Origin of the sequence: Streptomyces sp. NPDC004266 (genome assembly GCF_042874095.1) — a bacterium.
Classification (GTDB): domain Bacteria; phylum Actinomycetota; class Actinomycetes; order Streptomycetales; family Streptomycetaceae; genus Streptomyces.
Genome location: NZ_JBIAMM010000003.1, coordinates 42,588 through 63,540 on the forward strand (window position 1 = coordinate 42,588; position 20,953 = coordinate 63,540).

General features: G+C 73.0%; 17 protein-coding genes. 7 read left to right on the forward strand and 10 right to left on the reverse strand.

Going from position 1 to position 20,953, the window contains the following annotated elements; translation table 11 throughout:
• Nucleotide 1: 1 nt before the first annotated feature.
• Entirely contained in the window at nt 2-1,693 is a 1,692-nt protein-coding gene (locus ACFYUZ_RS08150) for a DUF5691 domain-containing protein (protein WP_389307077.1), read from the forward strand.
• A 96-nt stretch (nt 1,694-1,789) separates the two neighbouring features.
• On the opposite strand, the gene ACFYUZ_RS08155 is transcribed toward ACFYUZ_RS08150, so the two are convergent.
• On the reverse strand, nt 1,790-2,197 hold the full coding sequence (locus ACFYUZ_RS08155; protein ID WP_389307078.1) for a cobalamin B12-binding domain-containing protein: 408 nt from the start codon (nt 2,195-2,197) through the stop codon (nt 1,790-1,792).
• Nucleotides 2,198-2,496: 299 nt separating this feature from the next.
• On the opposite strand from ACFYUZ_RS08155, the gene ACFYUZ_RS08160 reads away from it, so the two are divergent.
• Both ACFYUZ_RS08160 and ACFYUZ_RS08165 read left to right on the forward strand, forming a co-directional pair.
• Entirely contained in the window at nt 2,497-3,288 is a 792-nt protein-coding gene (locus ACFYUZ_RS08160) for an esterase/lipase family protein (RefSeq protein ID WP_389307079.1), read from the forward strand.
• 221 nt (nt 3,289-3,509) lie between these two features.
• Nucleotides 3,510-5,105: a M23 family metallopeptidase gene (locus ACFYUZ_RS08165; protein ID WP_389307080.1), complete on the forward strand. Its 1,596-nt coding sequence runs from the start codon at nt 3,510-3,512 to the stop codon at nt 5,103-5,105.
• Between the two features lie 75 nt (nt 5,106-5,180).
• Here the strand turns inward: ACFYUZ_RS08165 and pcrA are convergent, their stop codons facing one another.
• Together pcrA and ACFYUZ_RS08175 are read right to left on the reverse strand one after the other, a co-directional pair.
• Entirely contained in the window at nt 5,181-7,628 is a 2,448-nt protein-coding gene (gene pcrA / locus ACFYUZ_RS08170) for a DNA helicase PcrA (RefSeq protein WP_389307081.1), read from the reverse strand.
• Between the two features lie 100 nt (nt 7,629-7,728).
• Nucleotides 7,729-8,082 (reverse strand): hypothetical protein, encoded by a 354-nt coding sequence (locus ACFYUZ_RS08175; RefSeq protein ID WP_389307082.1) that lies wholly within the window; start codon nt 8,080-8,082, stop codon nt 7,729-7,731.
• Nucleotides 8,083-8,426: 344 nt separating this feature from the next.
• On the opposite strand from ACFYUZ_RS08175, the gene ACFYUZ_RS08180 reads away from it, so the two are divergent.
• Nucleotides 8,427-9,542 (forward strand): NlpC/P60 family protein, encoded by a 1,116-nt coding sequence (locus tag ACFYUZ_RS08180; RefSeq protein ID WP_389307083.1) that lies wholly within the window; start codon nt 8,427-8,429, stop codon nt 9,540-9,542.
• A gap of 6 nt (nt 9,543-9,548) precedes the next feature.
• On the opposite strand, the gene ACFYUZ_RS08185 is transcribed toward ACFYUZ_RS08180, so the two are convergent.
• A complete protein-coding gene (locus ACFYUZ_RS08185; protein ID WP_389307084.1) occupies nt 9,549-10,265 on the reverse strand; it encodes a LuxR C-terminal-related transcriptional regulator in 717 nt (238 codons plus the stop codon).
• Nucleotides 10,262-11,524 (reverse strand): PspC domain-containing protein, encoded by a 1,263-nt coding sequence (locus ACFYUZ_RS08190; protein ID WP_389307085.1) that lies wholly within the window; start codon nt 11,522-11,524, stop codon nt 10,262-10,264. The genes ACFYUZ_RS08185 and ACFYUZ_RS08190 overlap by 4 nt, the downstream gene beginning before the upstream one ends.
• 156 nt (nt 11,525-11,680) lie before the next feature.
• On the opposite strand from ACFYUZ_RS08190, the gene ACFYUZ_RS08195 reads away from it, so the two are divergent.
• Both ACFYUZ_RS08195 and ACFYUZ_RS08200 read left to right on the forward strand, forming a co-directional pair.
• A complete protein-coding gene (locus ACFYUZ_RS08195) occupies nt 11,681-13,021 on the forward strand; it encodes a PspC domain-containing protein (RefSeq protein WP_389307086.1) in 1,341 nt (446 codons plus the stop codon).
• Entirely contained in the window at nt 13,008-13,268 is a 261-nt protein-coding gene (locus ACFYUZ_RS08200; RefSeq protein WP_389307087.1) for a hypothetical protein, read from the forward strand. Before ACFYUZ_RS08195 ends, ACFYUZ_RS08200 begins: the two co-directional genes overlap by 14 nt.
• Here the strand turns inward: ACFYUZ_RS08200 and ACFYUZ_RS08205 are convergent.
• The 4 genes from ACFYUZ_RS08205 to guaA all read right to left on the reverse strand — a co-directional run bounded on the left by ACFYUZ_RS08205 (nt 13,178) and on the right by guaA (nt 17,747).
• Nucleotides 13,178-13,726, reverse strand: a complete 549-nt coding sequence (locus ACFYUZ_RS08205; protein ID WP_389307088.1) for a DoxX family protein — start codon at nt 13,724-13,726, stop codon at nt 13,178-13,180. The two genes, ACFYUZ_RS08200 and ACFYUZ_RS08205, sit on opposite strands and share 91 nt — an antisense overlap.
• A gap of 90 nt (nt 13,727-13,816) precedes the next feature.
• Nucleotides 13,817-15,049, reverse strand: a complete 1,233-nt coding sequence (locus tag ACFYUZ_RS08210; RefSeq protein ID WP_389307089.1) for a hypothetical protein — start codon at nt 15,047-15,049, stop codon at nt 13,817-13,819.
• 186 nt (nt 15,050-15,235) lie between these two features.
• A complete protein-coding gene (locus ACFYUZ_RS08215) occupies nt 15,236-16,024 on the reverse strand; it encodes a class II aldolase/adducin family protein (RefSeq protein WP_389307090.1) in 789 nt (262 codons plus the stop codon).
• A gap of 121 nt (nt 16,025-16,145) precedes the next feature.
• The gene (gene guaA, locus ACFYUZ_RS08220; protein WP_389307091.1) at nt 16,146-17,747 is read right to left on the reverse strand and encodes a glutamine-hydrolyzing GMP synthase; all 1,602 of its coding nucleotides are present in this window, start codon (nt 17,745-17,747) and stop codon (nt 16,146-16,148) included.
• A 369-nt stretch (nt 17,748-18,116) separates the two neighbouring features.
• On the opposite strand from guaA, the gene ACFYUZ_RS08225 reads away from it, so the two are divergent.
• A complete protein-coding gene (locus ACFYUZ_RS08225; protein ID WP_389307092.1) occupies nt 18,117-18,407 on the forward strand; it encodes a chorismate mutase in 291 nt (96 codons plus the stop codon).
• Between the two features lie 710 nt (nt 18,408-19,117).
• Here the strand turns inward: ACFYUZ_RS08225 and ACFYUZ_RS08230 are convergent.
• Nucleotides 19,118-20,947 carry a GMC oxidoreductase gene (locus ACFYUZ_RS08230; RefSeq protein ID WP_389307093.1) on the reverse strand — a complete coding sequence of 610 codons (1,830 nt, stop codon included), beginning with the start codon at nt 20,945-20,947 and terminating at the stop codon, nt 19,118-19,120.
• Nucleotides 20,948-20,953 lie beyond the last annotated feature (6 nt).

Genomic DNA, 20,953 nt, shown 5'->3' on the forward strand with positions numbered 1-20,953 from the left:
GATGGACACGACCGCGACCACCCCCGCCGCCCCGGCTGCGGGAACGACCGCCGACGACGCGTCCGCCCCGTCCTGGGAGGAGCTCGTCAGCTCGGCGATGCTGGGGACGGACCGCCGGCCCCCCGCCGCGCCCGCGGGCTCCGCCGCGGCCCGGGACCTGCCGGGCGTGCTGCTCGACGCCGCCGCGCTGCACACCGTACGACGCAGGGCGGGGCTGCGGCCCGGCCCCGCCGCGCCCCTGCCGGAGCCCGCGCCGGAGGATCCGCGGCCGCCGCTGCCCGAGGCCGCCCGGCTCCGTCTCGACCAGCTGCTCGCCGGCCGGACCGCGCCCTCGCCCGCCGGGCGGCGCGGGGCCGCCCCCGACCTGGCCGAGCTGCTCCCCCAGTGGCTGGTCCTCGCCGACCGGCACGGCTACAAGGCGCCTCCCGCCGCCCTGCCCGCGCTGCTCGACGCGGCCAGGGCCCGCAGCGATCTGCGCCCCCAGGCGCTACGGCTGGCGGGCCCGCGCGGCCTGTGGCTGGCCCGGCTCAACCCCGAGTGGAGGTTCGCCCTCCGGGGCCGGGGGGCGGGCGGCCGCCTCCCGTCCCCGGAGGACGCCGAGGGGGTCCGCGCGCTGTGGGACGAGGGCCTGTTCGCCGAGCGGGTCGCCCTGCTCTCCGCCGTACGGACCGAGGACCCGGCCGCCGGGCTCGCGCTGCTCGCCTCGACCTGGTCCGCCGAGCGGGCGGAGGACCGGCTGATGTTCCTGGACTCGCTGCGGGCCGGGCTCTCCGACGCCGACGAGGGCTTCCTGGAGGAGGCCCTCGACGACCGCAGCCGCAACGTCCGGGCCACCGCCGCCGAGTTGCTCTCCGCTCTGCCGGCCTCCGCCCTCGCGGGCCGGATGGCGGCCCGGGCCGCCACCTGCGTCGGCCTGGACCGGACGGCCCCGACGCCGACGATCGCCGTCGAGGCCCCGCACGAGTGCGACGCGGCGATGCAGCGGGACGGCCTGGTGGCGACGCCTCCGGCGGGCCGGGGCGAACGCTCCTGGTGGCTGGGCCAGCTCGTCGAGGCGACGCCGCTGCCCTCCTGGTCCGCCAGGTTCGGGGGACGCGGCCCGGAGGAGATCGTGGCGCTCCCGGTCGCGGACGACTGGCAGGGCGAGCTGCACGCCGCCTGGTGCCGGGCCGCCGTGCGACAGCGGGACCCGGCGTGGTCGCGCGCGCTGCTCGGCTCCCCCGCCGTCCCGCCCGCGACGGGCCCCGGCACCTCGTCCCTGGGCGAGCGCGCCCAGCTCCTGTCGACGCTGCCCGTGGAGGAGCGGGCGCACTGGGTCGCCTCGTTCATCGCGGCCCACGGGCTGTCGGAGGCGTTCCAGCTGCTCGGTGTCTGCACCGTCCCGTGGGCGGAGCCGCTCGGCGCGGCGGTGATCGACGCACTCGACATCGCGCGCGAGGCGGGCAGTTACCCGTGGAGCTTCAGCGGGGTGATGGGCCTGGCGGAGCGCTGCCTCGCCCCGGAGGCGGCGGGCCGGCTGGAGTCCCTGACGGCCCGTCCGGACGAGACGGAGGAGAGCTCCCCCGGGGCGGGCGACTACTGGTCGGAGGCCTTCCAGCGCCTGGTCTCCACCCTGCGCCTCCGCGCCGCGATGCGCGCCGAGCTCACACCGCCACCCCCGCCGGACGCCTCCGCACCACCACCCGGCTCCTGAGGCGGCGGACCGGCCGGGGCGCCCCCGGACGCCGACAGGGCCCTCCCGGCCGGGGAGGGCCCTGTCGGCCGGGGCGCAGGCGCACCGCGCAGCGGACTACGCGCCGACGCGGACGTTCGCGTTCACCCACTCGACGATGGACGCGGTCGTCGCGCCCGGCGTGAAGATCTCCGCCACGCCCTTCTCCTTGAGCGGCGGAATGTCCGCGTCGGGGATGATGCCGCCGCCGAAGACCTTGATGTCCTCCGCGTCGCGGTCCTTGAGGAGCTCCAGGACCTTCACGAACAGCGTGTTGTGCGCCCCGGAGAGGATCGAGAGGCCGATCGCGTCGGCGTCCTCCTGGATCGCGGTGTCGACGATCTGCTCGGGGGTCTGGTGGAGCCCGGTGTAGATGACCTCCATGCCCGCGTCGCGCAGCGCCCTCGCGATCACCTTGGCTCCGCGATCGTGGCCGTCGAGACCCGGCTTGGCGACGACCACACGGATCGGACCGCTCACACCCATCACTGCCTCCACATGCGACCCCCGCGCCTGACCGCCGGGGAGGTGAACGAACGTCATCCCCAGCATCCCGCACCGGGACCGTTTCGCGACGGCGCCCGAGGGGGAAATCACACATGGGACATGTTCGCTCTGCGTCGTCCCCGCTTCGGGCCCTCCTCCTGGGCCCAGCAGCCGCGAGCGGGGCCGGTCGCGAAGGGAGCCGTGACGAGGTCGTCGCGCCTCGTGCCGCCGTCCGGGCGGCGCGGCGCACGGCGGACCGGCGTACCGTTCGGCCCCGCGTGCCGTTCGGGAGGCCGGCCATGGAGTTCGCCAAGGTCACCGCCCTCATGAAGGCCACCGCGCTGGAAGTCGCGATCCTCACCGGCCACCTCGTCCTCTACCCCTCCGGAATGGTCGCCGAGCGGCTCTCCCCCGCCCCGCGGCCCACGACGAGCACCCCGGGCAGCCGGCCGGTGATCCTGCTCCACGGCTTCGTCGACAACCGGTCGGTCTTCGTCATGCTCCGCCGCTCCCTCCTCCGGCACGGCCGTGGCTGCGTGGAGTCGCTGAACTACTCCCCGCTCACCTGCGACCTGCGGGCCGCCGCCGGGCTGCTGGGCCGCCGGGTGGACGAGGTCCGCGCCCGCACCGGACACGCCGAGGTCGACATCGTCGGGCACAGTCTCGGCGGGCTGATCGCCCGCTATTACGTGCAGCGACTGGACGGCCACTCCCGGGTGCGCACCCTGGTCACGCTCGGCACCCCGCACGCGGGCACCACGGTGGCCCCGCTCGCCGACGCGCATCCGCTGGTGCGGCAGATGCGGCCCGGTTCGGAGATCCTGCGGGAGCTCGCCGGTCCCGCGCCGGACTGCCGGACCCGGTTCGTGAGCTTCTGGAGCGATCTGGACCAGGTGATGGTCCCGGTGGAGACCGCCCGTCTCGACCACCCCGACCTGCTCGTGCACAACGTGCGGGTGAGCGGCATCGGCCATCTCGCGCTGCCCGTGCACCCGACGGTGGCCGCCGGGGTCCGGGAGGCCCTCGACGCGGGCGGACCGGTGGCCGTCGGAACGCGGGAGGAGGAGCCCGGCGCCACCTCCGTCGCCTGACCGCACGACACCGTTCTTCGAACGTTCATCGAACACAAGGCCAAAGCTCTGCAGTCGACCTGGCAAAACGCGACCGATTGCCCGTTTCCTGCGGGCCCAAACCCCGCCGAAGATTGTCCGCCGCGCGTACCGCCGGGTACAGTCGCGCCACTGCTTCCCCCGGGACACCCCTCACGGGCCCGCCCCGGACTGGTCCTGCTGCCGAGGCGAGAGAGACGTTGGTGAACGACCAGCACCCCCACGCCGGGTACGCCGGTGACGGCGCCCACACCACCGGCAGCTTCGCCATCGACCCGCTGTTCGGCGCCTACCCCGGCGGTCAGGCCGACCACAGCGGCCAGTGGGACCTCGGCCAGTACGCGGCCACCGGCACGTACGCGACGACGGGGCAGTACGACACCACCGGGCAGTACGACACGACCGGCCAGTGGGACACCACGGGTCAGTGGAACGCCACCGGCTCCTACGAGAGCACCGGCGCGTACGAGACCACCGCCACGCAGTACGACACCACCGCGACGCAGTACGACGCCACCGGCCAGTGGGACGCCTCCGCCTGGACCGAGGCCCAGCACACCGGCCAGTACGAGACCGTCCACGCCGGCGCGTACGCCGCCCAGGGCACGTACGGCTACGAGGCCTACGACGCCACCGGCCAGTGGGCCGCCCCCGCCTTCGCGACCGAGACCGGCGCCTTCGACGCGACCGCGTGGAACCACGCGGCCCCCGAGCCCGAGCCGGTCGTGCCCCACCAGTACGCCCCGCAGGCCGAGCACACGGCCGAGTTCTCCTTCGAGTACGTCCCCGCGGAACACGAGGGGCGCCAGGAACACGAGGAGCACGCGGGACTCGCCTCGGACGAGGCCGACGAGACCTACCCCGCTTACGAGGCCGACGAGGCCTACGACCCCGCCGAGGCCGACGCCGGAGCTCCGGAGGCCCTCGACGGCGAGGACGACGACGCCTACGGCCACGACGAGCCGACCGCCGGACCGGCCGTCGAGCTCCGTACGGAGTCCTCCCTCGCAGGCCGCTCCGTGCGCCGCTCCTCCGGCGGCAGCCGCGGCCGGCGCCGCACCCCCGCCAAACGGTCCGCGCTGCTGACCGTCGCCGTCCCCTCCGCCTGCGTCATGGGGGTCGCCGGCATCGCCGCCGCCTCCGTCGGCGGCCTCACCAACCCCGAGACGGCCGGCGGACAGAAGGACGACACGACCGCGCTGGCCGCCGCCGACCCGGCCTCGGTCAAGCAGGTCGCCGCCAACAGCGCGCTCGACACCCAGCTCGCCGCGCTCAGCGCCGACGCCCGCGACTTCGGCGACCGCGCCAGCCGCACCCAGGAGCGCATCGACCTCCGCGCCCGCCAGGCGGCCGAGAAGAAGAAGCGCGAGGAGGAGGCGGCCCGCAAGGAGGCGCTGCGCCCCAAGTACCTCCTGCCGGTGAAGCTCCACCAGCTCAGCGCCCGGTTCGGCCAGGCCGGCGTCAACTGGATGTCGCTGCACACCGGCATCGACTTCCCCGTGCAGTACGGCACCCCCGTCATGGCCGCCACCGACGGCACCGTCCGCACGCAGTGGAACAGCGCCTACGGCAACATGGCGATCGTGACCTCCCCCGACGGCACCGAGACCTGGTACTGCCACCTCAGCAGCACCAAGATCCGCTCGGGTCACGTCAAGGCCGGCGACGTCATCGCCTACTCGGGCAACTCCGGCAACTCCACCGGCCCGCACCTCCACTTCGAGGTCCGGCCCGGCGGCGGCTCCGCGATCGACCCGCTGCCCTGGCTGCTGAGCCACGGCCTCAACCCGCTCGGCTGAGCCTTCCCCGTACGAGAAGTGCCCACGAGAAGGGCCCTGGCGGATGACGCCGGGGCCCTTCCTCGTACCGACTCGTCACAGCTTCTCGACCGGCGCGTACCGCAGGAGCAGTCGCTTCGGCTTGTCGTCGCCGAAGTCGATCGTCGCCTGGGCGTCCCCGCCGGAGCCCTGCACCGCCATGACCGTGCCGAGCCCGAACTGGTCGTGCGTGACCCGGTCGCCGACCTGGAGGGAGATGACCGGCTTCTCGCCGGCGCGCCGGGTGGCGAAGCCGGAGGGGCCGGAGCGCGAGCGGGAGGAGGAGAGCGAGGAGGTGATCCCCGAGGTCGGCCCGGCGGGCTTGGCCATCGGCCCCGTCCGCTTCCAGTCCAGGTACGCGGGCGGAATCTCCTCCAGGAAACGCGAGGCCGGGTTGTACGAGGGCTGGCCCCAGGCGCTGCGCATCGACGAGCGGGTGAGGTAGAGCCGCTCACGCGCGCGCGTGATGCCCACGTACGCCAGGCGCCGCTCCTCCTCCAGCTCCTTCGTCTGCCCGAGGGCGCGCATGTGCGGGAAGACGCCGTCCTCCATGCCGGTGAGGAACACCACCGGGAACTCCAGGCCCTTGGCGGTGTGCAGGGTCATCAGGGTGATGACGCCCCGGCCCTCCTCGTCCTCGTCGGGGATCTGGTCGGAGTCGGCGACGAGGGCGACCTGCTCCAGGAACTCGGCGAGGGTCGCGGGCTCCTCGCCGCGCTCCTGCTCGAACTCGAGGGCGACGGCGGCGAGTTCCTGGAGGTTCTCGATGCGGGTCTCGTCCTGCGGGTCGGTCGAGGCCTGGAGCTCGGCGAGGTAGCCCGTCCGCTCCAGGACGGCCTCCAGGACGACGGCGGGGCCGGCGCCGGACTCGACGACGGTGCGCAGTTCGTCCATGAGCGCGTTGAACCGCTTCACGGCGTTCGCCGAGCGGGCGGCCATGCCGTACGCCTCGTCGACCCGCTTGAGGGCCTGCGGGAAGGTGATCCTCTCGCGCAGGGACAGGGCGTCGATCATCGCCTCGGCGCGCTCGCCGATGCCGCGCTTGGGGACGTTGAGGATGCGGCGCAGCGGGACGTTGTCCTCGGGGTTGGCGAGGACGCGGAGGTACGCGAGGACGTCCCGGACCTCCTTGCGCTCGTAGAAGCGCACGCCGCCGACGACCTTGTAGGGCAGGCCGACGCGGATGAAGATCTCTTCGAAGACGCGGGACTGGGCGTTGGTCCGGTAGAAGACGGCGACGTCCCCTGCCTTGGCCTCGCCCGCGTCGGTCAGCCGGTCGATCTCGTCGGCGACGAACTGGGCCTCGTCGTGCTCGGTGTCGGCGACGTAACCGGTGATCTGCGATCCCGCGCCCGCGTTGGTCCACAGGTTCTTGGGGCGGCGGGACTCGTTGCGCTCGATGACGGCGTTGGCGGCGGAGAGGATCGTCTGGGTGGAGCGGTAGTTCTGCTCCAGGAGGATCGTCGTCGCGTCCGGGTAGTCCTCCTCGAACTGGAGGATGTTGCGGATGGTCGCGCCGCGGAAGGCGTAGATCGACTGGTCGGCGTCACCGACGACGCACAGCTCGGCCGGGCCGAGGTCCTCGTAGCCGGTGCCGACGAGCTCGCGCACCAGCGTGTACTGGGCGTGGTTGGTGTCCTGGTACTCGTCGACGAGCACGTGGCGGAAGCGGCGCCGGTAGTGCTCGGCCACGTCGGGGAAGGCCTGGAGCAGGTGGACCGTCGTCATGATGATGTCGTCGAAGTCCAGGGCGTTGGCCTCGCGCAGCCGTGCCTGGTACATCCGGTACGCCTCGGCGAGCGTCTTCTCGAAGCCGTCGGCGGCCTGGTCGGCGAAGGTCTCCTCGTCGATCAGCTCGTTCTTCAGGTTCGAGACCTTGGCGCTGAACGACTTCGGCGGGAACTTCTTCGGGTCGAGGTCCAGGTCCCGGCAGACCAGCGACATCAGCCGCTTGGAGTCGGCGGCGTCGTAGATCGAGAAGGAGGAGGTGAAGCCGAGCTTCTTCGACTCGCGGCGCAGGATGCGGACGCAGGCGCTGTGGAAGGTCATCACCCACATCGCGTTGGCCCGCGGTCCGACGAGCTGCTCGACGCGCTCCTTCATCTCGCCGGCGGCCTTGTTCGTGAAGGTGATCGCCAGTATCTGGCCGGGGTGGACGTGCCGGGTGCCCAGGAGGTGGGCGATGCGGTGGGTGAGCACCCGGGTCTTGCCCGAGCCGGCGCCGGCGACGATGAGCAGCGGGGTGCCCGTGTGGACGACGGCGGCGCGCTGCTGCTCGTTCAGCCCCTCCAGGAGCGCGGCGGGGTCCACGACGGGCCGGGGGTGGCCGTCGCGGTAGTGCGTCTCCCGGGCGGGCGGGGGCGCGTCGAAGTGCTCCCCGAAGAGGTCGTGCGGGACCTCCTCCTCGGCCGGGGAGCCGTGCTCGTCGTCCTCGGGGTGGGGCGGCGGCTCCTCCGAGTGGTTCTGGAGGCCGGCCAGGAAGCTGTCGTCAAAGAGGCTGCTCATCGCCTCACGAGTCTAGGACGCCCCGCCGACATCCGGGTCCGCCTTCGGGACGGAGGCTGTGGAAGGGCTCACACCCGGCGGTCCCGGCGGCCCCCGCGGCTCACACCCAGAGGGTCGCGATGAAGATGTTCGCCGTGGTCAGGCCGCCGACGGCGGCGAAGAGGCCCTTGTCGACCTTCTCCTCGTCCCGCTTGACGTAGACGAGGCCGAGGATCACGACGAGGATCGCCAGCTTGATGCCGATCTTGAGGTTGTTCACGGTGTGGTCGTCGGCCTGGTTGAGGCCGACGAGCGCGATGCCCGTGATCAGCATGGTCAGCGCGCCGTGCAGCATCGCGGGGCTGAAGCGGGCCGTACCCGCGCCCATCGCCTTCATCTGGGTGAGGAAGCCGCCGAGGAGGGAGGCGATACCGATGATGTGCAGGGCGACGAAGACATTGATGAGTACGTCCATGGGGCGGAGCCTAACCGGGGCCCTAGCACTGCTCTCCGGCCGGGTCCACTCCCCCCGCCGCTTCGGTCGGACGACCGCCGGAATGACCCCGTCCCCTCACTCCGGGCGAAAGAGATCGGTCCCCGACACGTCAACTGTCGTCAATAGCGGTCAACTCCCCGTCCGGCCGTGACCCCAGGTTTAGCGTCCTCCACCAGGTGACCGGCTCCCCACCACCGCCGGTGTTCCGGCGGCGTCGGTCACCCCCGCCGAGAAAACCCGGCGGCGGTCCGTCTCCCCTGTGCGGCCCGCCGCCGGCCCGGTGGGCACCGCCCCCCTCAGGGAAGAGGATGTGACCCGCCCCCGTGGCAGCGCACCGGAAGTCCAAACAGTCCCCCCTCGGCGCCTCGGCGGTCCGCACCGCCGCCACCCTCGCTCTCGCCTCCGCGGCGACGGCGACGCTCTTCGAAGGGTCCGGACACGCGGACCCCCGGCTCACCACCGCCCAGGTCAAGGCGAAGGTCGACCGGCTCTACGAGGAGGCCGAGGTCGCGACGGAGCGGTACAACGGGGCGAAGGAGAAGGCCGACGAGGCGCGCGCCGGCTTCGACCGGCTGCGCGACGAGGCCGCCCGCAGGACCGAGCGCCTCAACACCGCCCGGGACGCGCTCGGGGCCGTGGCCGCCGCCCAGTACCGCTCCGGAGGGCTCGACCCCGCGGTCCAGCTCGCCCTCACCTCCGACCCCGACCAGTACCTGGAGCGGGCCGCGCTCGCCGAGAAGGCCGGGGACCGGCAGGCGGCCGCCGTCACGGCCGTACGGCGCGAGCTCACCGCGATCCGGCAGCTGCGCGGCGAGTCGGCGGGGAGGCTGACCGCGCTGCGCGGGCACGAGGCGGAGCTGCGGCGGCAGAAGGCGACCGTGGTCGGCAAGCTGACCGAGGCCAGGACGCTGCTCGCCCGGCTGACCGAGGAGGAACGCGCGCGGTACGAGGCGGCCGCCGCGGCCCGGGAGGGCTCCGGCGCCTCGACGCGGACCGACGGCCCGAGCGGTACGGGCACGGCCGGCGCGTCCCCGACGACACGGGCCGACCGCTCCTCGGGCGGCGAGCGCGAACCGGTGACCGCCCCGGCCGGACGGGCCGCCGCGGCCGTCTCCTTCGCCCGCGCCCAGCTCGGCAAGCCGTACGTGTGGGGAGCGACGGGCCCCTCCGCCTACGACTGCTCCGGTCTCACCCAGGCGGCCTGGCGCGCGGCCGGCGTCTCCCTGCCCCGCACGACGTACACCCAGATCAACGCCGGCCGTCGCGTCTCCCGCTCCCAGCTCGCCCCCGGTGACCTGGTCTTCTTCTACTCCGGGATCAGCCACGTCGGGCTCTACATCGGTGGCGGCCAGATGATCCACGCCCCCCGGCCGGGCGCCCCGGTGCGCATCGCCCCCATCGACGAGATGCCCTTCGCCGGGGCCACCCGGGTCGGCTGAGCCCCCTCAGACCAGACGGCGGGCGGTGGCCCAGCGGGTCAGCTCGTGACGGTTGGAGAGCTGGAGCTTCCGCAGCACCGCCGAGACGTGCGACTCGACCGTCTTCACCGAGATGTAGAGCTGCTTGGCGATCTCCTTGTACGCGTATCCCCGGGCGATCAGCCGCAGCACCTCGCGCTCCCGCTGGGTGAGCCGGTCCAGGTCCTCGTCCACCGGCGGCGCGTCCGTCGAGGCGAAGGCGTCCAGGACGAAGCCCGCGAGACGCGGCGAGAAGACGGCGTCCCCCTCCTGCACGCGGAAGATCGAGTCCACCAGGTCGGTCCCGGTGATCGTCTTGGTGACATAGCCGCGGGCACCGCCCCGGATCACCCCGATGACGTCCTCGGCCGCGTCCGACACCGACAGGGCCAGGAAACGGACCGGGTCCTCGGGCGCGCCCATCAGGCTCGCGCAGCGCCGCAGCACCTCGGCCCCGCCGCCGCCCGGCAGGTGCACGTCGAGGAGGACGACCTCGGGGCGGGTCGCGGTGATGACCGTGACCGCCTGGTCGACGTCGGCGGCCTCGCCGACCACCTCGACGCCGGTGACCTCGGTCCGGCCGATCTCGGCCTGCACCCCGGTGCGGAACATCCGGTGGTCGTCGACGAGCACCACCCGCACCCGGCGCGCCGCGCCCGACGCCTCCGCATCGGTTCCGGTCGTCGCTCCGGTCTCGTCGCTCATCCGTCCGCCCTCTCCATCTCGAGCTCCACTTCGGTGCCCCCGCCCTGCGGTGACCGCAGCCGGGCCGTACCGCCGTTGCGCTGCATACGGCCGATGATCGATTCTCGTACGCCCATCCGGTCCTCGGGCACCGAATCCAGGTCGAAGCCCGGTCCCCGGTCCCGCACCGAGACGAAGACCGTACGGCCCTCCACCTCGGCGTACACCTGCACGGCCCCACCCTCGCCACCGTACTTGGCGGCGTTGACCATCGCCTCGCGCGCGGCCTGCATCTGCGCGGCCAGCTTCTCGTCGAGGGGGCAGTCCCCGACGACGACCACCTCCAGCGGGACGCCGTGCTTGTCCTCGACCTCGGCCGCCGCTCTCTTCACCGCCTCCGCGAGGGTCTCGGGCTCCTCGTCCCTGCCGGTGCCCTCGGGCTTGTAGAGCCAGTTCCGCAGCTCGCGCTCCTGCGCGCGGGCGAGGCGGCGCACCTCGCCGGGGTCGTCGGCGTTGCGCTGGATCAGCGTCAGGGTGTGCAGCACGGAGTCGTGGACGTGGGCCGCGACCTCGGCGCGCTCCTGGGCTCGGATGCGCATGGTCCGCTCGTCGTTGAGGTCCTGCGACATGCGGACCAGCCAGGGGCCGGCGAGGAGCGCTATGCCGGTGAGGACGGCGACGGCGGCGGTGATGGCCGTGCCGAACTGGGCGACGGAGCCGCGGACCACCACGAAGACCGCGAGGCCGGTGCCGACGAGACCGACGCCGACGAGACCGCGGACGAGCTGGAACGCGCGCTTGCGGCGCCCGGGATCGGTCCAGCTGGCCCGGCGGGCGTTGTCCGCCTGTCTCCAGACGAGGACGACGCCGACGGCGATGAGGATCAGCGGCCATATGTAGCGTCCGGTCTCGTTGTCGACGCTGACGTTCCCGACGAGGGCCGCGAGGCCGATGCCGAGCGCGATCAGGGCGACGACCTGGCCCCGGTCGGGCTTGCGCAGTCTGCGGCGCCCGTCCGAGGTGGTCTCGAAGAGGGACCGCGGGGCGGACCTGCCACCGACGCCGAGCGGGACCACGATCCAGAAGACCGCGTAGAGCACGATGCCCAGGCCGTTCGAGAACGACAGCACCACGAAGAGCGCGCGCACCCAGACGACCGGCAGGCCGAGGTGACCCGCGAGACCGCGTGCGACACCGCCGAGCCACCGCCCGTCGGCGCTCCGGTAGAGCCTGCGCACGGGCGGTTCGTCGGTGTCGGTGACACGAGCGGTTGCGGACATGCACCGATCGTCACACGTTCGGCCCGCCCTGGACATCAGGGTCGGCCCTGAGATCGTCCCTGGTACGCACTCCGGGGCGAGGGCCCCGCGAATATCAGGGTCGGGCCAGGGTCGGCCCCGGTGCCGCGGGACGTCACGGGCCGTCACCATGGAGGCATGACGAGTTCGATGCCTTCGCAGCACGAGGCCCCGCCGCCGGCGGAGGCCGATCCCGCCCCGCCGCTCCGGCGCTCGCGCGGAAGCAACGTCGTGGGCGGCGTCTGCGGAGGTCTCGGGCGGCGCTTCGACCTGGACCCGGTGATATTCCGGGTGGTGATCGGCGTGCTGTCGGTGACGGGCGGTCTGGGGCTGGTGTTCTACGGCTTCGCGTGGCTGCTGATCCCGCTCGTGGGCGAGGAGGAGAGCGAAGGGCGCGGTCTGCTGACGGGCCGGGTCTCCGGGGCCTCCCTGGCGGCCCTGCTGATGGCGCTGATCGGCTGCGGGATCTTCCTGTCGACCCTGCACAACGGGGAGATGCTGGGCTTCACCCTCACGCTGTCGCTCGCGGTGTGCGGGGCGGCGGTCTGGTCGCAGCGGCGGCGGGTCGGCGGTGAGGCCGAGGGCAGGTCGGACGCGGCGACCGTCCTCGCGGTCGCCGAGGCGCCGCCCGAGACCAAGGCACCGCCGCTCGCCGAGTTCCCCTCCTGGTGGAAGGACCCGATCGTCAAGGACGGCTCGACGGGCAAGATCGCCGTCGGCTATCTGTGGGGTCCGCACGGAATCCTGGACGAGGACGGCCGGGTGAACGGCGAGGTGCCGAAGCCGGGCAGCCAGTGGGGCCCCGGCCCGGCGGCGCCCGGGCGCCCGACACCCTCCGCCCGCCGGAGTCCGCTCTCCATAGGGGGGCTCGTCTTCCTGCTCGCCCTGACAGCGGGCGGTCTCGGCACGGGCCTGACCTGGGACACCCACCCGCTGGGCACCAGCCTGCAGATCGGTCTGGCGGCCGCGCTCGCGGTGTTCGGCCTGGGCCTCGCCGTCAGCAGCTTCCTCGGACGGACCGGCTTCGGCACGGTCTTCCTGACCGTGGTCACGGCGGGCCTGCTGGCCCTCTCCTCGGCCCTGCCCGATCGCATCACCACGGACTGGGTCCGCGAGACCTGGCGGCCCGCCTCGGTCGCCGAGGTGCGGCCGGGCTACGAGCTGGGCACCGGGGTCGGCACGCTCGACCTGTCCCGGCTCCCGCTCCCGGCCGGCACGACGGCGACGACACACGTCGGCGTGGGCGCCGGACGGGTCAAGGTGATCGTCCCGAAGAGCGCGGTGGTGAAGCTGCACGCCCAGGTGGGCCTGGGCGATCTGCAGCTGCCGGATGCGCCCGCCGGCGACATCGACATCTCGCCGGACCGTGACGTGACCCGGACGCTCACCCCGCCGGCCGGGACCACCCCGGCGGGCACCCTGGACCTCTCGCTGGAGGTCGGACTCGGACAGGTGGAGGTCACCCGTGCTGCTTCATGAGTTCCGCCCCGGCCGGCTGCTCGTCGGCCTGACCGCCCTCGCCCTGGCCGCGCTCTACGCGGGCGACGCCGCCGACGCCTGGACGACCCCGTGGTACGCGGTGGTCCCCGTGCTCTGCGGCGGCCTCGGCACCGCCGCCCTCGCGACCTGGGTCGCCTATCGAATACGGCGTCGTTCGGCGAGGAGCCGGTCCAGCGAGAGCACCGGGGCCCCGGCCAGCAGCAGCGGGAGCCAGGACATCAGATAGGCCAGGTCGTTGCCCAGGTAGTACGGGTGCACCTGCCAGCTCACGGTCAGCCAGAGGCTCAGCGAGATCAGCGCGCCGCCGAGCGCCGCCGGTCGGGCGAAGAGGCCGAAGAGGGTCCCGAGCCCGACGGCGAGCTCGCCGAAGGCGATGGCGTATCCGAAGCCGGCCGGGTTCTTGAGGGCGAGGTCGACGAGGGCGGGGATCGCGGAGCTGTCGCGGACGCCGCGCATCATCTCGCCGATGGAGCCGCTGCCCGTGTCGGCGAAGAAGGCGGAGTCGGTGAGCTTGTCGAGGCCGGCGTAGATGAAGGTGACCCCGAGGAAGATCCGCAGCGGAAGGAGGGCGTAGCGGGAGGCGGTCGCCTTCCACAGGTCGAAGGTGGCCTTCCGCTCGGCGAAACGCCCGCCGGCCCCGCCCTGGTCGCCCGTGTCGTGCGGCCGGTCCGTCTGTCCCGTCATCGTCGGTCACCTCTCCACGCCCCGGACGACTGTTCGCGGAACGATTCTCCTCGCACCCGGCGCCGAAGACACGGGAAGGGGTCGGGACGCTCAGTCCAGGACGTCGATCGTGACCCGGTTGGTCTCCACGCCGGCCGCCGTGACGACCGAGACCTCCACCCGGCCCGGTTCCACGTCCGCCGGGAGCGGGACGGTCAGGGTCGCGTCGGTGGGGTTGGCGAAACCGCCCGGGACCGGGACCAGCGGCACGTGGGCGTGGACGGCGCCGATGCGGACGACCAGACGGGTCAGCGGGTCGGGGGCGCCGGCGCCGGGCGGGACGAAGCCGCAGCCGCGGATCTCGATGTCGTCGCCCGTACGGATGGGGGCGTCGAGGTCGCCCGCCTCCCGGGAGCGGACGACGGAGTGGATCGTGGGGCGCACGCCCTCGGTGATCTTGGCGGCGAGGTGCCAGGCCGCCGAGACGCCGACGAGCAGCACGAGGGACCAGGGCACCTCGGGCAGCCGGTCGGGGTCACGGGCCGGACCGACGGCGGCCAGGGCGAGGACGGCGCCGGAGACGAGGAGGTACTGCACGTCGGCGAGGGCGGCCCGGCCGCTGTCGTCGCAGACCAGGTCGGCGGCGCGCGGGCGGTCGGCCCGCACCTTCTGGAGGCGGCCGGCGGCGATCCCCCGCGCGACGACGAGACGGGCGGTGACGGTGACGGAGGAGACGAGGGCGAGGACGGTCAGCAGGCCGGCGCCCCGGGCCAGGCCGAAGGCGGTCGCGCCGGGGGACCGGAAGGCCAGGAAGAGGAGGGTGAAGCCGAGGAGCAGCAGCCAGCCGGCGGCGACGGCGCGGGTGGTGGAGAGCCGGTTGTCCTCGCCGATCAGCGGGGCGAGGAGGCCGCCCCGGGCGCGGTGGGCGTGGGCGGCGGCGCTGAGGAGGAGGGCGAGGACCAGGGCGGTGCAGAGGCCGGCCGTGCGGGCGCCGGTCCAGCCGCCGCCGATGGCGGTGAGGGCCTGGCCTAGGAGGAGGGCGAGGACGGCGCCCCAGACGGCGCCGAGACCTCCGCGGCGTACGCGGTCGAGCCAGGCGAGCCCGGCTTCCCGGCCGTGCACGGTCACCGCGCGGGCGGACTGGGCGAGCTCGTCGGAGACCCACTGGCGGGCGGCGACCGGCGAGTGGGCGACGGCCGCGGGGACGCCGTGTCCGGCGGCGAGCTCGTCGCGCCGGGCCAGGAAGGCGGCGACGGCGCGCCGGTGCCCGGCCTGCCCGCAGTGGGCGCAGCCGGCGCAGGCCGTCGCGTGCTCGCCGTACCGTCTCGCCTCTTGAACCGCCACGGTGCTCACTCCCGAGCTCACTTCACGGCCCGCGTCGATGCGTCCGGGCGCGCCCCGAAAGGCCAACCAGCCGTTGATTCCAGGGAATTGTGCCGTACCGGCGGCTCTCGCGCCCGCCGCGTGCGCCCCGCCGGAGAGTGATTGCCGAGCCATCTCATTGACGTACAGAAGGGTGAAGCGATGGTGTTACGACAGGAGTTCGGGGTCCGTTCGACTGATCCTGCGCCACAGGGGCTGGTAGTTGATCCAGGCGACGAGGTCGCTGCCGAGCTGTTCCCGGGTGGCGACCGCCTCGCGGTGGTCGATGAGCACCGGCTTGCCGGCCGCCCGCGCGGCGAGCTGCACCTGGGCGCAGCGTTCGAGGGCGATGAACCACCAGGCGGCCGCGTCGACGGAGGTGCCGACGGTGAGCAGCCCGTGGTTGCGGAGCACGATCGCCTTGAAGGTGCCGAGGGCGACGGCGATCCGGCGGCCTTCCTCGGGGTCCACGGTGACGCCGGTGTAGGCGTCGTAGAGGGCGTGGTCCTGGTAGAAGGCGCAGGCCTCCTGGGTGATCGGGTCGAGGAGTTCGCCGAGCGCGGCGAGGGCCCGGCCGTGGACGGAGTGGGTGTGGGCGACGGCGACGGCGTCGGGCCGGGCGCGGTGGACCTGGGCGTGGACGGTGAAGGCGGCCTGGTTGACGTGGTGGCCGCCCCGGACGACCTGTCCCTCGCCGTTGACGAGGATGAGGTCGCCGGCGGTGAGCTCCTCGAAGGGGGCGCCGAAGGGGTTCACCCAGAAGCAGTCGGGGTGCTCCGGGTCGCGGGCGGTGATGTGGCCCGAGACGCCCTCCTCGTACCCGAGCCGTCCGAAGACACGGAGCGCGCCGGCGAGCCGCTGCTTGCGGTGGGTGCGTTCCTCCTCGGCCGTCGCGTGGACGGGCGGCAGGGCGAAGTGGAGCCGTTCGACGGGGACGGGGTCCGGTATCACGCTCATGCGCCGGAAGGTAACGCCCGGCCGGTCAAGTCACCAGAGTCCGGACGGACATCCCGGCGGGAAGCGGCGAGGCCGCCGCCCCGGAGTGCGGGGCGGCGGCCTCGTACGCGTGCGGGAGGGGTCACTCCCACTCGATGGTGCCCGGCGGCTTGCTCGTGACGTCGAGGACGACACGGTTCACGTCGGCGACCTCGTTGGTGATGCGGGTCGAGATCTTGGCGAGCACCTCGTAGGGCAGGCGCGACCAGTCGGCCGTCATGGCGTCCTCGGAGGAGACGGGGCGCAGCACGATCGGGTGACCGTAGGTGCGGCCGTCGCCCTGGACGCCCACGGAGCGGACGTCGGCGAGGAGGACGACCGGGCACTGCCAGATCTCGCGGTCGAGACCGGCCGCGGTGAGCTCCTCGCGGGCGATGGCGTCGGCCTCGCGCAGCAGGTCCAGGCGCTCCTTGGTGACCTCGCCGACGATGCGGATGCCGAGGCCGGGGCCGGGGAACGGCTGGCGCTGGACGATCTCCTCGGGCAGGCCGAGCTCCTGGCCGACCATGCGGACCTCGTCCTTGAAGAGCTGGCGGAGCGGCTCGACGAGCTCGAACTCCAGGTCCTCGGGGAGGCCGCCCACGTTGTGGTGGGACTTGATGTTGGCCGTGCCGGTGCCGCCGCCGGACTCGACGATGTCCGGGTAGAGCGTGCCCTGGACGAGGAAGGCGACCTCTTCGCCGTCGGCGGCGCCCTCGGCGACGATCTCGGCCTGCGCCTGCTCGAAGACGCGGATGAACTCGCGGCCGATGATCTTGCGCTTGGTCTCCGGGTCGGAGACGCCGGCGAGGGCGGTGAGGAAGCGCTCCTGCGCGTCGACGACCTTCAGCTGGACGCCGGTGGCGGCCACGAAGTCCTTCTCGACCTGCTCGGTCTCGTTCTTGCGCATGAGGCCGTGGTCGACGTAGACGCAGGTGAGCTGGGAGCCGATGGCCTTCTGCACGAGCGCGGCGGCCACGGCGGAGTCGACGCCGCCGGAGAGACCGCAGATGGCGCGCTTGGTACCGACCTGGGCGCGGATGGCCGCGACCTGCTCCTCGATCACGTTGCCCGTGGTCCAGCTGGGCTCGATGCCGGCGCCGCGGTAGAGGAAGTGCTCGAGGATCTGCTGGCCGTGCGTGGAGTGCAGCACCTCGGGGTGGTACTGGACGCCGTACAGCTTCTTCTCGTCGTTCTCGAAGGCGGCGACCGGCACGACGTCCGTGGAGGCGGTGACGGCGAAGCCCTCGGGGGCGGCGGAGCAGGCGTCGCCGTGCGACATCCACACGGACTGCTCGACCGGGGTGCCCTCGAAGAGGGTGGAGCCGGCCTTGGAGACGTGCAGCGGGGTCCGGCCGTACTCGCGGGCGCCGGTGTTGTCGACGGTGCCACCGAGGGTCGTCGCCATCAGCTGGAAGCCGTAGCACATGCCGAAGACGGGGACGCCCGCCTCGAAGATCTCGCGGTCGAGGCGCGGGGCGCCCTCGGCGTACACGGAGGACGGGCCGCCGGAGAGGATGATCGCCTTCGGGTTCTTGGCCAGCATCTCGGCCACCGGCATGGTGGACGGGACGATCTCGCTGTAGACCCGCGCCTCACGGACGCGACGGGCGATGAGCTGGGCGTACTGGGCGCCGAAGTCGACAACGAGGACTACGTCCGGGTTGGAGACGTCGGGCGCGGCAGCGGGAGTCGCTGATGACACTACGGCGGCCTTCCGGCGGTAGGAGAGGTTTCCCTGCGAGGTTCCCTGCGGGGGTCCTGAGAGGTCCTGAGGGTTCCCTCGAAAGGGGGGCTATTTGTCGATTCTACCGGCGCGCCGGTGGCTCTTTTCGTCTCACCATCCGAACCCGGGTTGTGACGGGGTGTGCGAAGGGGTCCATACTGTCGCCATGCGCAAGCACCCGACCTTCGTCTTTACCTATGGCAACCGGCCCACCGGCTGCCATGGTCGTGCTGCTTGAGCCACTGACAAGCGACTTCCCAGGCGCCCCGGGCCGACAAGGCCCGGGGCGTTCTGCTTGTCTCCGGGCCATGTCGCCCCGGGGCACCCGACACCACGAGGAGCCCCGACATGACCGCCCTGACCCAGACCGAGAAGACCGGCGCCCGCACCGACGAGGCGGCGGTGCTGATCGGCGACGCCCGCGAGCGCATCGACGCCCTCGACGACCGGATCATCGGCCTCATCCAGGAACGGATGGCCATCTCGTCCGTCATCCAGGAGGCCCGGATCTCCTCCGGCGGCCGCCGGGTGAACCTGGCCCGCGAGATGGAGGTCCTCGGCCACTACAGGGACGCGCTGGGCAAGCCGGGCACGGCGCTGGCGATGACGATGCTGGAGCTGTGCCGGGGCCGCATCTGAGGGACGCGTGCGGGTGGGCTCCCGCACCCGAGTTCGGGAGCGCCCTCACCCGTACGGCGCGTGACCGGCTCCGGCCGGGCTTCGTTGGTCCGGTTGTCCGTGCCAGCCAGGGGCGGGCCCGAAAGAAACCACGCGTGGCTTCGCTGGGGCGTGTGGCGTACCCCTCGGGTACGTCGTGGGACCTCGCACCAGCGCGCGTGACCGGACAGCAGGGGACAGCAGCCCGGTCACCCAGAAAGGGCGGTCGGTCCCGGGGACGCCCGGGGCCGGCCGCAACCGGCCGATCCCCCGATCCTCCCGTCCCCCTGATCCCCGGTCCCCGATCCCGCCATCCACGATCCCTCCCCCTGCGGCGCACCCCCCGGCGCCGCCCCGCTCGGCACCGCCGCTGCCCTGACACCGGTGCCGACCCCGAGGGCCCCGCGCCGCGACCGGAATCGCGAGCGCGGGGCCCTTCTTCACGCCTTTCCGGGCGCCCTGCTTCGCGCCCCTCCTCGCGTCCTTCTTCGCGTCCTTCACGCCCGGACTCGCCCCGGCCCCGCCCCCGGTGACACGGCCCGCCCCAGGACGTGACGCGCGTCACACAAAGATCCTGTGCAACCGCTACAACCAAGGGCGGGTCCCGAAGGTCATCTATGCAGCAACACCAAAGCCGGAAGGGCGCTGCACTCGGAGGGGGGTGCAGCGCCCTTTCTGTGTGCCGGTGGCGCTCAGTCCTTCTTCGGCGGGACCGTCGGGATCCCCAGGAACGGCAGCCGCAGGGCGCCGAAGGCCTCGGACGGGACGGCGGGGGACTTCGGCTCGACCGCCGAGAGCCGTACGTACGCCTCGCCCTGCCGCGGGCGCGGGTCCTCCTCGCCCTTGTTCGGCCAGAAGGACATGGCGCGCTCCGCCTGGGCCGTGATCGTCAGGGACGGGTTGACGCCGAGGTTGGCGGAGACGGCCGCGCCGTCGACGACGGAGATCCCCGGGTGGCCGAAGAGCCGGTGGTACGGATCGATGACGCCGGTCGTGCCGTCGGCGCCGATCGGGCAGCCGCCCAGGAAGTGCGCGGTGAGCGGGGTGCCCATCAGTTCGCCGACGTTGGAGCCGGCGAAGCCGTTGATCTCCTCGGCGAGGAGGGTGGCGGCCTGGGTGGCCTCCGGGATCTGGACCGGGTTGGGCGCGCCGTGCCCCTGGCGGGCCGTGAGCAGGCCCTTTCCGAGGCCTCCGGGCTTGCGGTAGGTCGTGAGGGAGTTGTCGAGGGACTGCATGACCAGGCCGATGATGGTCCGCTCGGACCAGTGCCAGTTGGAGAGCGAGCGGACGGCGAGCGCCGGGTGCTTGAGCAGGTTGAGAAACCAGTTCCGCACCCGGTGGGCGCCGTAGGGCACCTGGAGGACGGTCAGGCTGCCCATCGAGTTGGAGCCCTTGCCGTACCGGACCGGCTCGATGTGGGTGTTCTCGTCCGGGTGGACGGACGAGGTGATGGCGACGCCCCTGGTGAAGTCGGCCTTCTCCGTGCCGTGCCGCTTGCGGTAGCGGCGGTCGGTGGTCTGGGCGCCGACCAGTCCCTCGGAGTTGGTGCGGGTGAGTTCGCCGAGCCGGTCCGAGATGCGGGGCAGCAGTCCGCTGTCCTTCATCCGGTGCAGGAGGGTCTGCGTGCCGTACGTGCCGGCCGCGATGACCACCCGCCGGGCGGTGAAGGTCCGGCCCTTGCCCTTCCTGCGGTCGTCGGTGGGCAGGGTCTTCACCGCGAAGCCGCCCCGGGAGTCCTCGGTGACGGTGACGACCGTGGTCATGGGGTGGACGGTGGCGCCCGCCTTCTCGGCGAGGTACAGGTAGTTCTCGTTGAGGGTGTTCTTGGCGCCGTGGCGGCAGCCGGTCATGCACTCGCCGCACTCGGTGCAGGCGCGCCGGGCCGGCCCCGCGCCGCCGAAGTAGGGGTCGGCGACCTCCCCGCCGGGCTCGGCCCTCGACGTGCCGGTCCCGTCCTCGCCGACGGCGTCCAGTCCGTCCCCGAAGAAGACGCCGACCGGTGCCATGTGGAAGGTGTCGCCGATGCCCATGGCCTGGGCGGCGGACTTCAGGTGCACGTCGGAGGGGGTCATCGTCGGGTTGAGGCGGACGCCGAGCATCCTCTTCGCCTGGTCGTAGTACGGCCGCAGCTCGTCCTGCCAGTCCGTGATGTCCTTCCACTGCGGGTCGTCGAAGAAGGGCTTGGGCGGTACGTAGAGGGTGTTGGCGTAGTTGAGGGAGCCGCCGCCGACGCCGGCGCCCGCGAGCACCATGACGTTGCCGAGCAGGTGGATGCGCTGGAGGCCGTAGAGGCCGAGGGCGGGGGCCCACAGGAAGTTCTTCAGGTCCCAGGAGTTCTTGGGCAGGGTCGCGCGGGTGAAGCGGCGCCCGGCCTCCAGGACGCCGACCCGGTAGCCCTTCTCGGTGAGGCGGAGGGCGGTGACCGAACCGCCGAAGCCGGAGCCGACGACCAGGACGTCGTAGTCGTAGCCGTCCTCCGAGCCGTCCTCGGCCTGGTTCTGGGCAGGGGGTACCGCGGTCATGGCTCT

Coding starts and splice junctions, on each gene's coding strand:
- ACFYUZ_RS08150 (WP_389307077.1), top strand. CDS start 2: ATGGACACGACCGCGACCACCCCCGCCGCCCCGGCTGCGGGAACGACC.
- ACFYUZ_RS08155 (WP_389307078.1), bottom strand. CDS start 2,197: ATGGGTGTGAGCGGTCCGATCCGTGTGGTCGTCGCCAAGCCGGGTCTC.
- ACFYUZ_RS08160 (WP_389307079.1), top strand. CDS start 2,497: ATGGAGTTCGCCAAGGTCACCGCCCTCATGAAGGCCACCGCGCTGGAA.
- pcrA (WP_389307081.1), bottom strand. CDS start 7,628: ATGAGCAGCCTCTTTGACGACAGCTTCCTGGCCGGCCTCCAGAACCAC.
- ACFYUZ_RS08175 (WP_389307082.1), bottom strand. CDS start 8,082: ATGGACGTACTCATCAATGTCTTCGTCGCCCTGCACATCATCGGTATC.
- ACFYUZ_RS08185 (WP_389307084.1), bottom strand. CDS start 10,265: ATGAGCGACGAGACCGGAGCGACGACCGGAACCGATGCGGAGGCGTCG.
- ACFYUZ_RS08190 (WP_389307085.1), bottom strand. CDS start 11,524: ATGTCCGCAACCGCTCGTGTCACCGACACCGACGAACCGCCCGTGCGC.
- ACFYUZ_RS08195 (WP_389307086.1), top strand. CDS start 11,681: ATGACGAGTTCGATGCCTTCGCAGCACGAGGCCCCGCCGCCGGCGGAG.
- ACFYUZ_RS08205 (WP_389307088.1), bottom strand. CDS start 13,726: ATGACGGGACAGACGGACCGGCCGCACGACACGGGCGACCAGGGCGGG.
- ACFYUZ_RS08215 (WP_389307090.1), bottom strand. CDS start 16,024: ATGAGCGTGATACCGGACCCCGTCCCCGTCGAACGGCTCCACTTCGCC.
- ACFYUZ_RS08225 (WP_389307092.1), top strand. CDS start 18,117: ATGACCGCCCTGACCCAGACCGAGAAGACCGGCGCCCGCACCGACGAG.
- ACFYUZ_RS08230 (WP_389307093.1), bottom strand. CDS start 20,947: ATGACCGCGGTACCCCCTGCCCAGAACCAGGCCGAGGACGGCTCGGAG.